This window comes from Bradyrhizobium ferriligni, from assembly GCF_056837965.1.
Window position 1 is genome coordinate 86,037 of record NZ_JBXEJO010000033.1, and the last position, 13,184, is coordinate 99,220.

9 protein-coding genes are annotated in these 13,184 nt (G+C 64.4%); 4 read left to right on the forward strand and 5 right to left on the reverse strand.

The genetic code is table 11. The annotated features are described in order from the left end of the window. Positions 1-158 precede the first annotated feature (158 nt). Both AC1VNY_RS20740 and AC1VNY_RS20745 read right to left on the reverse strand, forming a co-directional pair. Entirely contained in the window at positions 159-470 is a 312-nt protein-coding gene (locus AC1VNY_RS20740) for a hypothetical protein (protein WP_411781747.1), read from the reverse strand. Positions 471-2,021: 1,551 nt separating this feature from the next. After that, a complete protein-coding gene (locus AC1VNY_RS20745; RefSeq protein ID WP_259245081.1) occupies positions 2,022-2,153 on the reverse strand; it encodes a hypothetical protein in 132 nt (43 codons plus the stop codon). 350 nt (positions 2,154-2,503) lie between these two features. Here AC1VNY_RS20745 and AC1VNY_RS20750 point away from each other — a divergent pair, with 350 nt between their 5' ends. Next, positions 2,504-3,763: a S1C family serine protease gene (locus AC1VNY_RS20750; protein ID WP_482406581.1), complete on the forward strand. Its 1,260-nt coding sequence runs from the start codon at positions 2,504-2,506 to the stop codon at positions 3,761-3,763. A 163-nt stretch (positions 3,764-3,926) separates the two neighbouring features. Here the strand turns inward: AC1VNY_RS20750 and AC1VNY_RS20755 are convergent, their stop codons facing one another. The 3 genes from AC1VNY_RS20755 to recQ all read right to left on the reverse strand — a co-directional run bounded on the left by AC1VNY_RS20755 (position 3,927) and on the right by recQ (position 8,832). Beyond that, positions 3,927-4,868 carry a metallophosphoesterase gene (locus AC1VNY_RS20755; RefSeq protein WP_482406582.1) on the reverse strand — a complete coding sequence of 314 codons (942 nt, stop codon included), beginning with the start codon at positions 4,866-4,868 and terminating at the stop codon, positions 3,927-3,929. 80 nt (positions 4,869-4,948) lie between these two features. Continuing rightward, entirely contained in the window at positions 4,949-6,697 is a 1,749-nt protein-coding gene (locus AC1VNY_RS20760; protein ID WP_482406583.1) for a flavin-containing monooxygenase, read from the reverse strand. Between the two features lie 266 nt (positions 6,698-6,963). Continuing rightward, a complete protein-coding gene (gene recQ, locus AC1VNY_RS20765; protein ID WP_482406584.1) occupies positions 6,964-8,832 on the reverse strand; it encodes a DNA helicase RecQ in 1,869 nt (622 codons plus the stop codon). A gap of 133 nt (positions 8,833-8,965) precedes the next feature. Here recQ and AC1VNY_RS20770 point away from each other — a divergent pair, with 133 nt between their 5' ends. The 3 genes from AC1VNY_RS20770 to AC1VNY_RS20780 are packed head-to-tail and all read left to right on the forward strand — an operon-like array spanning position 8,966 to position 13,019. Beyond that, on the forward strand, positions 8,966-10,309 hold the full coding sequence (locus tag AC1VNY_RS20770; RefSeq protein ID WP_482406585.1) for a cytochrome c: 1,344 nt from the start codon (positions 8,966-8,968) through the stop codon (positions 10,307-10,309). After that, positions 10,306-10,797: a (2Fe-2S)-binding protein gene (locus AC1VNY_RS20775; RefSeq protein WP_028341523.1), complete on the forward strand. Its 492-nt coding sequence runs from the start codon at positions 10,306-10,308 to the stop codon at positions 10,795-10,797. The genes AC1VNY_RS20770 and AC1VNY_RS20775 overlap by 4 nt, the downstream gene beginning before the upstream one ends. Then, on the forward strand, positions 10,794-13,019 hold the full coding sequence (locus AC1VNY_RS20780; protein WP_482406586.1) for a xanthine dehydrogenase family protein molybdopterin-binding subunit: 2,226 nt from the start codon (positions 10,794-10,796) through the stop codon (positions 13,017-13,019). Before AC1VNY_RS20775 ends, AC1VNY_RS20780 begins: the two co-directional genes overlap by 4 nt. The last annotated feature ends 165 nt before the right edge of the window (positions 13,020-13,184 follow it).

Here is a 13,184-nt window from a genome sequence, read left to right on the forward strand (position 1 = left end):
CTTCTGTTCGCGTAAGCGCACCTTGCCATAGCCTCAGTGCCCCCGGCACTGGGGCCGTGTTTCTGCGGAAGTGGCGAGCCTGAGCGCCTTCGTAGCGATTTGTCTGGAGATAGGACGCGATGACTGAGGCCGTGACTGAGGCCGTGACTGAGGTGGCCTTACTCAACGACGCCTTTGATATCGGACCTTCGCCGAAACAGTCTTATTTTTCCGATCAGCGGCCGGATCAGATATTTAAAGACAAGGCCAAGACAGATGATCGGCACCAAGATCGGCAAGTATGCCAAAACCGCAAGAGCGGCCAACCATTCCGGGCTGCGCTGCTCCCGCCAATAATACACCGACGCCGCGATGACGTGGGCCACCAATAGCGCCGCCCAGATGGCTAGCGCGACGTTGACCGGCTCATCGAATGTCAACGCCTCCCATGCGGCTTCACCCGGCCTTGAAGGCGTGCTTTCGCTTTCCATGGCTTGCTCGACCTCCCTCAGCTTCCAACCCCTGCGATGGCGGGCTTATTCCATGCGGAATGCTACGGGAGACGATAGCGGCGCCCAGGCTGGCTGGAACTCCGTTCACCCACGGAGAACCCCGGATGCCCCTCTGTTCTGCTCATTGACTTAAATCAAGAACGAATGGTGTCCCATGGACCTTGATGGGGCCAGAACATCGGATGGTCGTCTCGGCTGTCCTACCGAGAACATTGAACCGAGTTGCGGTTTCCGTCGCCTAATCCGAATTATGATACTCCGAAATCCAACTTAGGACACGGGGTTTAAATACGGACAGGACCCCAATTGAGGTGCTGTCCTAGTTAGGACGCTCGCAGCCGGAAATTAGGACACCCGGCCCGGCCCGTTAAGCATCCGGACGATTTCTTTACCTTTGATTTACCCAAGTTAATTGACTGGCTCACGCTTTGATTGGATCATTCGCGTCACTGGGCAGAGCAGTTTTATTAAGGACAATTTTTGAGGCCCAGAGGGGCTAGCCCGATTACCGACAGCGGCGGCTCGGCGACAGCAATGAGAACGGCCCCAGCATTATCCTCCAAGGGTGCTGGGGCTGTTTCTTTTTACGTGATGAGATCGCCGGGCGACTTGTGATCGACGAGGTTGAGGCCGGGCGTGGCCGGGGAAGAGAGCGAAATGGATGGGGCTGCGTCGCAGCGCCCATCGTCCGCGTCCCCTCTCCAAGCGGCGCCAGCAGGTCAAGGGGAGGTCATGCTGATGGCGAACGCGAACTAACAACAGGGCTCTTGGCGAAGGATGCCAGTTTCTGCTTGCTCGTGACCGGACAGATCGGCGTCAAGGAAATCGAACGGGCTGATTAAGAAACTCGAACTCGACAAAGAGATTTTGGCCGAACAGGACGAGGAAGAGGCCACCAACTGAGGCGGCCTCCTTTACGTTAATGGCAAGGCTTTCCCGACATTTGGGCCGCCCTGCTATGGCAGCCATCATGCATGGAAGTTCGTTTCGCGTTTTTAGCGGCGCCCTTTTGGCCGGTCGCGGCCTTCTGTGTGGTTGGGGTCTGCGCGTAGGTCGCGGTGGAGCCGGCAAAAATAGCTAAGGCCAAAGCAATTCTGAAAATTGACTTCATGACTCTCCTCTCAAAGGTGTTTCGAGCGAGCGTGCGCACTTTAGCGCTCAAATCAAGATCAGGCCAAGGAAACTCGGTTCACCCACGGTGAATCCCCGGATGCCGCCGTTGTTCCGCTCGCTGAGCTAAATCAAGAACAGATGGCGGCCATGAAATTGATGGGCCAGAACATCCAATGGCCCACTGGGGCCTAATACGAGAGCACCAAACGACCGGTGGGGTGGAAAATAGCTGGTTCTCGGAGCATATTAGCTTTTATGAGACCGTGGCTAAAGATGGCGTTGATGGTTCTCGGCTTGTGCGCAGGCTGGATGGTCATCGGTTTAGTGACCGTCGATGATGACGACGAATTCGCCCAAATCATCACGGCATATAAATCGCACTAACAGCGACTGGCACTCCGTTCAATTGAGGCGGCCTTATATTCCGAAAGAATGCCTCATCTGAGCCACCATGCGCTGCACGGCGTCCGTGTATTGACCGTGGTTGAAGTGTTGATCGCCGATGAAAAGGCCGGCGATGACGCTTATTGCAATGAACAGCCCTTTCATGAATGGGCAATCCTCAAGCTCATTCAGCCAATGCTGAGGATCGTCGCAGGGCCACTTTAAAGAACTCTTGATGGACCTATCCGGATCATCCCGGTCCCCTGGTTTCCATTCGCTTAATCCGAATTGGGACACTCCGAAAATCAACTCAGGACACGGGGGCTTAAATACGGACAGCACCCCCGATTGACATAAGAACAAAATAGGAACATAGGTTCTGTAACCTGAGGGTGTGGCGATGGCCTCATCCGCGGCGGGCTTGAGTGGCTGCTTGACCAAAGTCCAAGCCGTGCTCCACTTGCGGATGAATTTCTTCGCTTCCTATGATGGGTTGTGGCTGGGGAGTGTGCGTCATGAGAGTTGCGGTCTGGGCGGTCGTTGCGGTCGCATGGCTGTTTGCGTCTGCAACTCCGTCGAGCGCCCGCGGCCCCTACGGTTCGATCAGCGTCGGCAACTGGAAGGGTGGCGCCTTCACCAACGACAAGAATGGCGCGTTCACCCATTGCTCGGCGGGCACCACGTATCAGAGCGGCATCTTCTTCATGGTGTCGATCGCCGAGAATGGCAGCTGGCGCCTTGGTTTTGCCCATGAGAGCTGGCGCCTGACGGCGGGCGAGGCCTTTCCGCTCGCGCTGACCTTTGACGGCCAGCCGGCGTTCAACGTCTACGGCCTGCCGCTCGGCACGCAGCTCGTCAACGTCGAGATGCCGGTGAACTCGGCGCTGATCAACCAGTTTCGCAAGGCGCGCCAGATGACGGCCTTCGCGCAGGGACAATTGTTTCAGTTCAACCTCAATCAGACTGCGCAGCTGCTGCCGGCACTGCTCAACTGCGTCGTCTCGGTGAAGAAGAACGGCGTTGCCAATGCCGGTGAGTTCGCGGTCGCGACAAAGCCGGCGGCTGCGCCGCCGCAGCAGGCGGCTCCGGGGCCCACGCAGAAACAGGCGAGATCGGGGACGGGGACCGGCTTTGTGGTCAGCAGCAGCGGCCACGTCGTCACCAATCACCATGTCGTCGGCGGCTGCAGCGAGATCACGGGCAACCTGAGCGGCGAGGCGCCGGTCAAGCTGCGCCTGGTGTCCGACGACGAGACCAATGATCTCGCGTTGCTGCAGGCGCCGACCCCGTTCAAGGACGTCGTCAGCCTCAGGCAAAACCCCATCCTGGTCGGCAACGGCGTGGTGGCGATCGGTTATCCCTATCACGGATTGCTGACATCCGATTTCACCGTCACCACGGGCATTGTCTCTTCGTTGAGCGGCATCCTCAACGATACCCGTCATCTGCAGATCAGCGCCGCGGTGCAGCCCGGCAACAGCGGCGGTCCGCTGTTCGACCTCACCGGCGCGGTGGTCGGTGTCGTGGCTGCCAAGCTCGACGCGGTCAGGATGGCGCGGGCGACGGGGACCATCCCGGAGAACATCAACTTCGCGATCAAGACCGGCGCGCTGCGTGACTTTCTCGACAACAGCGCGGTGGCGTACCGGACCGCCGAGTGGCGCGAGGAGATGAAGAAGGAGACCGCCGAGATTGCCAAGACTGCGCGCGGCTACACGCTGCTGATCACCTGCACGGTGAACGAGCAGAGCGCGAACGCGAAACGGGGAAACTGAGACCTCCGCTACGCCTTCTTGCCGTCCTTACGGCAGGGCGACTGCATCTGGGTACCGGCCACGCGTCTTTCCCTGCGACGTCCGGGCAGCCTCCGGCTACTTTGCATGGGGTTGTTTTCGATATTTTGGCAATGGGCGCCTGCGGCGTACGGGCGGGGTGAGCTCAACCGAGCCGCCGCAGCGTATGCACCGTGATCTCGGCCGGGCAGTTCAGCCGCACCGGCGCGAGGCTGGTGCCGGCGCCGGCCGATGTGTAGCCGGCAAGCGCGCCGAAGCGCCAGGCGCCGCTGCCCATCCGGCGCGGCAGCCGCGCCTCCAGCTTGATCGCGATGCCGCCGGGCAGGCAGAGCTGGCCGCCATGGGTATGGCCGCTCAGCATCAGGTCGAAGCCGGCCGCCGCCGCCGGGCGATAGGATTCCGGCGTATGCGCCAGCAGGATCGAGAACGCATCGCGCGGGATCGCCGCGGCAGCCTTTGCAATATCGTCGGTGCGATAGAAATGCGCGTCGTCGATCCCGGCGAGGTGGATCGCCGCGCCATCGCGCGTGATCGGCTCCTGCTCATTGAACAGCATCCTGATCCCCATCGCCTCCAGCGCCGGCGTCATGCGGATGCTGTCATGATTGCCGAGGATGCCGTACCGCGGCAGCTTGAGCCGCGCGCACAGATCCCGCATCAGCGCGAGGCTCGTTTCAAACGGCCCGTACGTCTTGCCGCGGTAGTCGCCGGTGAGAACGCAGATATCGCAGGCGATATCGCGCACGATGTCAGCCAGATGCCGCATCGCGTCTTGGCTGATGTCGGCGTGGAGATCGCTGAGATGCAGGATGGTGAAGCCGTCGAAGGCCGCCGGCAGCCGCGCCGACGTCACCAGATTGCGCCGTACCTCGACCCTATCGGCGTTGCGCCGCGCGCGGCCGTGGAGGCCGGTCACCCTGAGCGCGGTCTCGATGATCCGCGGCGCCAGCTTCCAGTTCTCGACGTTGAACACCAGCGTGCCCTGGCCGAACAGCTGCTTCTCGTGCGCGGCCTCGATCCCAAGCCGGCGCACCACATGGTCGGCGCCGATCCGCTCGATCAATCCCTGCAATGCCGTGTCGGCCATGTTCCCCGTCGGCCCGCGGTTTGAAGCGCGGGCCGACGCGACACTATCATGCGCAATCCGGCGGAGGATACCGTGGTGGCTCAGACCACGGGAACCCGCTTCGCGGCGACCGCGGCCGGCGAGATCACCTCGATGTCGAGCGGCACTTGCCAGCGCTCGGTGAAGCGCACCTGCGGCGGTGCATTGCCGTTGTGCCCGCCCCGCAGCACGAAGCCGTCGTAACCCGAGTTCATCACCTCATTGCACTTCTGCACATAGATCGGGAAGCCGCCGATGTAGGGCATGAACACGCGGGGACGGCCCGGGATGTTGGCGCCGACATACCAGGAGCTGCAGGTCGAGCGCAGCGAGACCGTGGAGACATCGTTGACATGAGCGACCCAGGCGTCCTCGTCGTCGCGGACCGCCTCGATCGTGCCGGCGCCGATGTCGCGCATATGACTGATGCAATCCGCCAGCCAGTCGACATGCTGCTCGATCGCCTGGATCATGCTGGCGAGCACCGAGGGGCTGCCGGGCCCGGTGATCATGAACAGGTTCGGAAAGCCCTCGGAGGCAAGGCCGAGATAGGCGCGCGGGCCCGCCCGCCATTTCTCGGCCAGCGTCTGCCCGCCGCGGCCGGTGATCGCGATCTTGTCGAACGAGCCGGTCATGGCTGCAAAGCCGGTGGCGGAGACGATCGCATCGAACTTGTATTCGGTGCCGTCGACGATAATGCCTTCGGTCGTGAAGCGATCGATCGGCGTCGTCGACACGTCGACCAGCTTCACATGCGGCAGATTGTAGGTCTCGAAATAATTGGTGTCGACGCAGAGCCGCTTGCAGCCGAACACGTTTCGCGGGCACAGCAGCTCGGCGGTGGCGGGATCCTTGACGATGCCGCGGATCTTCTCGCGCGCGAAATCGGCGATGGTGTCGTTGGCGGCCTTCTCGAACAGGAGATCGCCGAAGGCGCCGAGGAAGGGCAGGCCGCCGCGCTGCCAGGCTTCTTCGTATTGCCGCTCGCGCTCCCGCTCGCTCGCCTGCAAGGCGGGCTGGGCGTTGAACTGGAAATAGAAGCCGGTCGGGCGCGCACGGGCCTTGGCGCGCAGCTCGGGATAATGCGCCTTGGCTTCCCTCAGATATTCCGCCGACAGCCGCTCGTTCCACGCTGGCACCGACCACGTCGCGGTGCGCTGGAACACGGTGAGCTCGGAGGCCTGCTGCGCGATGATCGGGATCGACTGGATCGCCGACGAGCCGGTGCCGATCACGCCGACGCGCAGGCCGGTGAAGTCGACGCCCTCATGCGGCCATTCGCCGGTGTGATAGATCGGCCCGCTGAAATCCGCCATGCCTGGGAAAGCCGGCCGGTTCGGCGCCGACAGGCAGCCGACCGCCATGATGCAGAACTTTGCGGTGACCCTGTCGCCGCGGTCGGTCTCGATCAGCCATGTGCCTGCCTGCTCGTCGAAGGTCGCCGCGGTGACGCGGGTGTCGAACACGATCTGGCTGCGCAGATCGAAGCGATCGGCGACGTGATTGGCGTAGGCGAGAATTTCGGGCTGCGGAGAATACTTCTCCGACCAGCTCCAGTCCTGATCGAGTTCCTCGGAGAACGAGAAGGAATATTGCAGGCTCTCGACGTCGCAACGCGCGCCGGGATAGCGATTCCAGTACCAGGTGCCGCCGACGCCGCCGCCGGCTTCATAGACCCGCGCGGTGAAGCCGAGTCCGCGCAGCCGATGCAGCATGTACATGCCGGCGAACCCGGCGCCGATCACCACGGCATCGAACGTTCCGGTTTCGGCAGGGCGCGCAGCCTTGCGCGCGGTGCTCTCCTGAGCCATGGGCCGTCTCTTCCCTATATCGTTATGCCGTGTCCGCGCCTCGTTGGACGCAGTGAGCAAAGATTAGGGCGAGGGCAGCGCGGACCGCAAGCGCAGGCGTTGCCCCGTCGGGTATGGCTCCTATGCCGCGAGGCGAAGGGTTACGGTATCCGGAGCAGGCTCGGTCGACGCAGCCAGGGATTGCATAGAGATGCGCTGCTCCCCGGGCAGCGTGTGATCGCAGTCAAACAAGCGCGCTTGGACCGGTTTGAGATCCGGCGTGCCGCTCAGCCGTCGGTGGATTTCACGATGCGGATCAGCTCGTCGCCGTAGTGCTCGAGCTTCTTGTCGCCGATCCCTGCGATGTTGCGCAGCTCGCCCAGCGTGTCCGGCCGCATCGCGGCGATGCCGTCGATGGTGGAATCGTGCAGAACGACATAGGCCGGCACGCCGCGCTGGCGCGCGACGTCCGAGCGCCAGGCGCGTAGCGCCGCATGCAGGGCGGGATTTGCGACGCCACCCGGGCTGTCGGCCGCGGGCACAAGCTCGCCGCGGCGCGACTTGCCGCGGACTGCGCGGTTGCGCGCGCCTTCCGGCTGCTCGCGCAACATCACCGCGGTCTCGCCCTTCAGCACGCCGCGGGCGCTGTCGGTCAGAACAAGCGCGCCGAACGCATCGCTGTCGGCGCGCAGATGGCCCATCGCCACCAGCTGGCGCAGCACCGCGCGCCATTGCTTCTCGTTGAGCTCGCGGCCGATGCCGAACACCGACAGCTGGTCGTGGTTGAACTGCTTGACCCGTTCGGTCAGCCGCCCGACCAGCACGTCGATCAGGTGCATGGCGCCGAAACGTTGTCCGGTGCGGTAGACGCAGGACAGCAGCTTTTGTGCAAGCACCTTGCCGTCGCGGACGCGCGGGGGCGTCAGGCAGTTGTCGCAATTGCCGCAGCTTTCCTCCGCGCGGGTCTCGCCGAAATACCCGAGCAGGCGCTGCCGGCGGCAATGCACCGTTTCAGCCAGCGCAACCAGGGCGTCGAGCTTGCCGACCGAGACGCGCTTGAAGGCGTCGGAGCCGGTCGATTCATCGATCATGCGGCGTTGCTGCACGATGTCGGACAGGCCGTAGGCCATCCATGCCGCCGACGGCTTGCCGTCGCGGCCGGCACGCCCGGTCTCCTGGTAGTAGGCTTCGATGCTCTTTGGCAAATCGAGATGCGCGACGAAGCGCACGTCGGGCTTGTCGATCCCCATGCCGAAGGCGATCGTGGCGACGATCACGAGCCCGTCCTCGTTGAGGAAGCGGTCCTGATGCCGGGCGCGCACGCCGGCATCGAGACCGGCATGATAGGGCAGCGCCGCAATGCCGGCCTCGCTGAGCGCCGCCGCGACATCCTCGACCTTGGCGCGGGACAGGCAATAGACCACGCCGGCGTCGCCGGCATGCCGCTCCTTGATGAAGTTCTTCAGCTGCGTGGTCGCATTCTGCTTGTCGACGATCTCGTAGCGGATATTGGGCCGGTCGAAGCTCGCGACGTATTGCGGTGCGTCGGTCAGCTGCAGTCGCTCGGCGATCTCCCTTCGGGTCACCGCGTCTGCGGTCGCGGTCAGCGCGATGCGCGGCACTTTCGGGAAGCGCTCGGCGAGTGCCGACAGGCCGATATATTCCGGGCGGAAGTCATGGCCCCATTGCGAGACGCAATGCGCCTCGTCGATCGCAAACAGCGCGATCTGCGCCTGGCCGAGCAGATTGAGGCAGCGCGGCGTCAGCAGCCGCTCGGGCGCCACATAAAGCAGGTCGAGATCGCCGGCGAGCAGCCGCCGCTCGACCTCGGAGGCTTCCTCATAGGACAGCGTCGAATTCAGCACCGCGGCGTTGACGCCGGCTTCAGTGAGGCCCGCGACCTGGTCGCGCATCAGCGCGATCAAAGGCGATACCACGATGCCGCAGCCGTCGCGCAGCAGCGACGGCAATTGGTAGCACAGCGACTTGCCGCCGCCGGTCGGCATCAGCACCAGGCAGTTGCCGCCATCGGTGACGTGGCGGATGATCTTTTCCTGCGCGCCGCGGAAGCCCGACAGGCCGAACACGGAACTGAGCACGGACAGCGCATCGCGAGACGGGGCGGAGGCGCGATCGAGGGCTGGCTGGGCGGTCATGATCCCTTGCGCGATCCCTTCGGGATTTCCCAGGATTTCCTTGGGGTCAACAGGCGGTGATCGAGGTCTTCTGGCCGAACGATACCGGAACGAAAGGTGTTAATACACGTCCCAACAACAAACTCAATTCAGCATGACTGGTCAGCTGCGGATCATCACAGGCATTGCCGCGATCGTGCTGGTCGCGGGCGCGGCAGTGGGCATCGCGGTCGCCTGGTGGCCGCAAATTGCCGCCATTGCGCCGCCGCGGGCCGATACCTTCGACCCCGATGTGGTCAAACGCGGCCGCGAACTCGCCGCGATCGGCAACTGCAACACCTGCCATACCGTGCAGGGCGGCGCGACTTATGCCGGCGGGCTCCCGGTTCCAACGCCGTTCGGCATCGTCTTCTCATCCAACATCACGCCGGATGCCGAAACCGGCATCGGGCGCTGGCCGGAGGAGGCGTTCGTCCGCGCGATGCGCTCGGGCGTGGCGCGCGATGGCCAGCATCTCTACCCGACCTTTCCCTATGACCATTTCACCAACGTCTCGGATGCGGACGACCGGGCGCTTTATGCGTTCCTGATGACGCGACAGCCGGTCCACGCGTCGCCACCGGCGAATCAGCTGTCGTTTCCGCTCAACTATCGACCGCTGATCGCAGGGTGGAAGCTGCTGTATCTGCGCAGCGGCGATGTCCCTCAGGACCCGGCGAAGGGCGCGGATTGGAACCGCGGCGCCTATCTGGTGGAGGGGCTCGCGCATTGCGGCGCCTGCCATACGCCGCGCAACGCGCTTGGCGCCGAGCGCGTCAATGCGCAGTTCTCCGGCGGCGAGGTCGACAATTGGCACGCCTACGCGCTGAACGACACCTCGCACGCCCCGGTGCCGTGGACCGCCGACGCGCTCTACGCCTATCTGCGTCACGGCTGGCAGGCCGATCATGGCACCGCGCGCGGGCCGATGGCTGAAGTGGTCGGCAATCTGGCGACGGTGCCCGACAGCGACGTGCGGGCCATCGCGGTGTACATGGCCGATATCTCGGGCGCGCCGGCGCCGGATCGCAAACGGCCAGCCGACGTCGTGGCGCAATCGTCTTCGGATGATGCGGCACAGGCCCATGCGGCCGGCGCGGCGATCTATTCCGCGGCGTGCGCCGCCTGCCATGAGGGCAACCGCGCGCTGCCCTATGGCGGCGTTAATCTCGCGCTCAGCACGGCGATCGCAAGCCCCGACCCGCGCAACCTCCTCAATATCGTGTTGTCGGGCGTTGGCGCCGTCGAAGGCGAGCGCAGCCCGATCATGCCGGGCTTCGCGGCCAGCATCGATGATGCGCAGATGGTCGCGCTCACGGCCTATCTGCGCGCCCGATTCGGCAAGCGGCCGGCGTGGGCCAATCTCGACAAGGCGGCGCGCGATGCGCGGGCTGTGCGGGCCGCGTCGCTTGCGGCGCGCGACACGCCATCGGAATCCAGACAGCGAGGCAAGCCATGATGACATTGAAGGTCAATGGCCGGGATCATCAGGTCGATGCGGAACCGGATACGCCGCTGCTTTATGTGCTGCGCAATGATCTGGCGCTCAATGCCGCCAAGTTCGGCTGCGGTCTCGGGCAATGCGGCTCCTGCACGGTGATCGTCGACGGCAAGGCGGTGCTGTCTTGCGTCACGCCGCTGGTCCTGGTCGAGGGCAAGCAGGTGACGACGCTCGAAGGGCTCGGCACCGTGGCCGCGCCGGCGCCGATCCAGCGCGCCTTCATGGAGGAGCAGGCGGCGCAGTGCGGCTACTGCATCGCCGGGATGATGATGCGCGCGCAGGCACTGCTGATGCGCAACCCGAAGCCGTCGGATGCGCAGATCCGCGCCGAGCTGGAGCCGAATCTCTGCCGCTGCGGCACCCATATGCGCATCCTGCGCGCAGTGCACCGCGCCGCCAGGTTGATGGATACGGCCGACGCCGCAAACGACAGGAGCGTCCGATGACCGCGCCGGTGGTTCTCGATCGCCGCAGCGTGCTGGCCGGTGGCGGCGCGCTGATCGTCAGCTTCTCGCTGCGCCATGCGGTGGCGCAGGAGCAGAAGGCTGCGCAGAGCCCGGAGTTGCCGGGCAGCCTGGCGAAATCGCCCAATCTGGATTCCTGGATCCGTATCGATGCCAATGGCCAGGTCACAGCCTTTACGGGCAAGGCCGAACTCGGCCAGGGATTCCGCACCGCGTTCCAGCAGATCGCGGCCGAGCAGCTCGATATTCCCTTCGATGCGCTGAAGGTGATCACCGCCGACACCAAACTCACGGCGAACGAGGGTTACACGTCCGGCAGCCATTCGATGCAGGACAGCGGCACGGCGATCCTGCATGCCGCAGCGCAGGCGCGCATGTTGCTGGTGGCCGAGGCGGCAAAGCGCTTCGACTTGCCGCCGGACGGCTTGCGAACCGAGAATGCCGCCGTCGTCGCTCCAGATGGCCGGCGTCTGGGCTATGGCGAGCTTGTTGCCGCGGACATGTTGCACGTCCAGGCGCAACCGACATCGAGCCTGAAGGATCCGGCGAGCTTCAAGGTGATGGGCCAGCCGGTGCCGCGCGTCGACATTCCCGCCAAGGTCACGGGCGGCGCCGCCTATGTGCAGGACATGCGGCTTCCCGGCATGGTGCATGCGCGCGTGGTGCGCCCGCCGAGCTACGGCGCGCAGCTCGTGGAATGCGACACGGCCGCGATCGAGAAAATGCCCGGCGTGATTCAAATCGTGCGCGACGGCAACTTCCTGGCCGTGGTGGCGGAGAAGGAATTTTCGACGGTCAAGGCCATGCACGCGCTGGCCGCCGCGGCGAAGTGGCGGGAGAGCGCGAAGCTGCCGAACCAGCACGATCTGGCCAAGGTGCTGACTGCGCTGCCTTCACAGGATTTCGCGATCTTCCAGCGTAGCGATCCCACGGTGAGCGGCGCGCGGTCGCTCGAAGCGACCTACACGCGGCCTTACCAGTCGCACGGTTCGATCGGGCCGTCCTGCGCGGTCGCGCAATTCATCGATGGCGCGATGACGGTGTGGACGCACACGCAGGGCGTCTATCCCGACCGGCAGGCGATCGCCGAGATGCTCGGTATGACGCCCGCCAGCGTCCGCCTGATCCATGTCGAAGGCTCCGGCTGCTATGGCCACAACGGCGCCGACGATGCCGCGGCCGACGCCGCGCTGATCGCCCGGGCGCTGCCAGGCCGCCCAATTCGGGTGCAGTGGATGCGCGAGCAGGAGCACGGCTGGGAGCCGTATGGTCCGGCGATGGTGACGAAATTGAGCGCGTCGCTGACGGCCGACGGCAAGATCGCCGACTGGAATTTTGCGGTGTGGAGCAACACCCATTCGATGCGGCCGGGCGGCGCCGGCGCGCTGCTTGCGGCCCAGCACATGACGCGATCATTCGCGGTGCCCGCACCAAAGCCGTTGCCGCTGCCGGAAGGTGGCGGCGATCGCAACGCGATCCCGATCTACAATTTTCCGAACGCGCATGTGATGCATCATTTCATCCCCGCGATGCCGCTGCGGATCTCCGCGATGCGCGCGCTCGGCGGCTATCACAACGTGTTCTCGACCGAGAGCTTCATGGATGAACTGGCCGCTCTCGCCGGTGCCGATCCGGTCGAGTTTCGCCTCAGGCATCTCGACGACCAGCGCGGCCGCGCGGTGGTCGAGAAGGCCGCGGAGGAATTCGGCTGGACGCGCGGGCAGCAGCCGCCGCGAAATCGCGGCTACGGCTTCGCGTTCGCGCGCTACAAGAATCTTGCCGCCTATTGCGCCATCGCATCCGAGGTCGAGGTCGATCGCGAAACCGGGCGGGCCCGGCTGGTGCGCGCGGTCGCCGCCGTCGACGCCGGCCAGGTCGTCAATCCGGACGGCATCACCAACCAGATCGAGGGCGCGATCGTGCAGTCGACGAGCTGGACGCTCTATGAAAGCGTCACCTTCGATGAGACAAGGATCACCAGCATCGACTGGCAGACCTACCCGATCCTGCGCTTCAATGCGGTGCCCGACAGTATCGCCGTCCACATCATCAACCGCCCCGGCCAGCCGTTCCTCGGCAGCGGCGAGACCGGGCAGGGGCCGGCCGCCGCCTCGCTCGCCAATGCCATCGCGCATGCAACCGGCAAGCGGCTGCGCGACCTGCCGCTCAGCCGCAAGCGGATCAAGGACGCGATCGATACGTGAAATGAAACTGATTTGGATTGATCTCACCGCAAACTCGTTGCACCTCTCCCGCTTGCGGGGTCGAGACGAGCGAAGCTCGCTCTTAGGTCGCATCGCATCGAAGATGCGATGCGGGTGGGGGCTCTTTCCTCGATGTGACTCGCGGTGATACCCCCTCCCCAACCC

Coding starts and splice junctions, on each gene's coding strand:
- AC1VNY_RS20780 (WP_482406586.1), top strand. CDS start 10,794: ATGACCGCGCCGGTGGTTCTCGATCGCCGCAGCGTGCTGGCCGGTGGC.
- AC1VNY_RS20775 (WP_028341523.1), top strand. CDS start 10,306: ATGATGACATTGAAGGTCAATGGCCGGGATCATCAGGTCGATGCGGAA.
- AC1VNY_RS20745 (WP_259245081.1), bottom strand. CDS start 2,153: ATGAAAGGGCTGTTCATTGCAATAAGCGTCATCGCCGGCCTTTTCATC.
- AC1VNY_RS20750 (WP_482406581.1), top strand. CDS start 2,504: ATGAGAGTTGCGGTCTGGGCGGTCGTTGCGGTCGCATGGCTGTTTGCG.
- AC1VNY_RS20740 (WP_411781747.1), bottom strand. CDS start 470: ATGGAAAGCGAAAGCACGCCTTCAAGGCCGGGTGAAGCCGCATGGGAG.
- recQ (WP_482406584.1), bottom strand. CDS start 8,832: ATGACCGCCCAGCCAGCCCTCGATCGCGCCTCCGCCCCGTCTCGCGAT.
- AC1VNY_RS20760 (WP_482406583.1), bottom strand. CDS start 6,697: ATGGCTCAGGAGAGCACCGCGCGCAAGGCTGCGCGCCCTGCCGAAACC.
- AC1VNY_RS20770 (WP_482406585.1), top strand. CDS start 8,966: ATGACTGGTCAGCTGCGGATCATCACAGGCATTGCCGCGATCGTGCTG.
- AC1VNY_RS20755 (WP_482406582.1), bottom strand. CDS start 4,868: ATGGCCGACACGGCATTGCAGGGATTGATCGAGCGGATCGGCGCCGAC.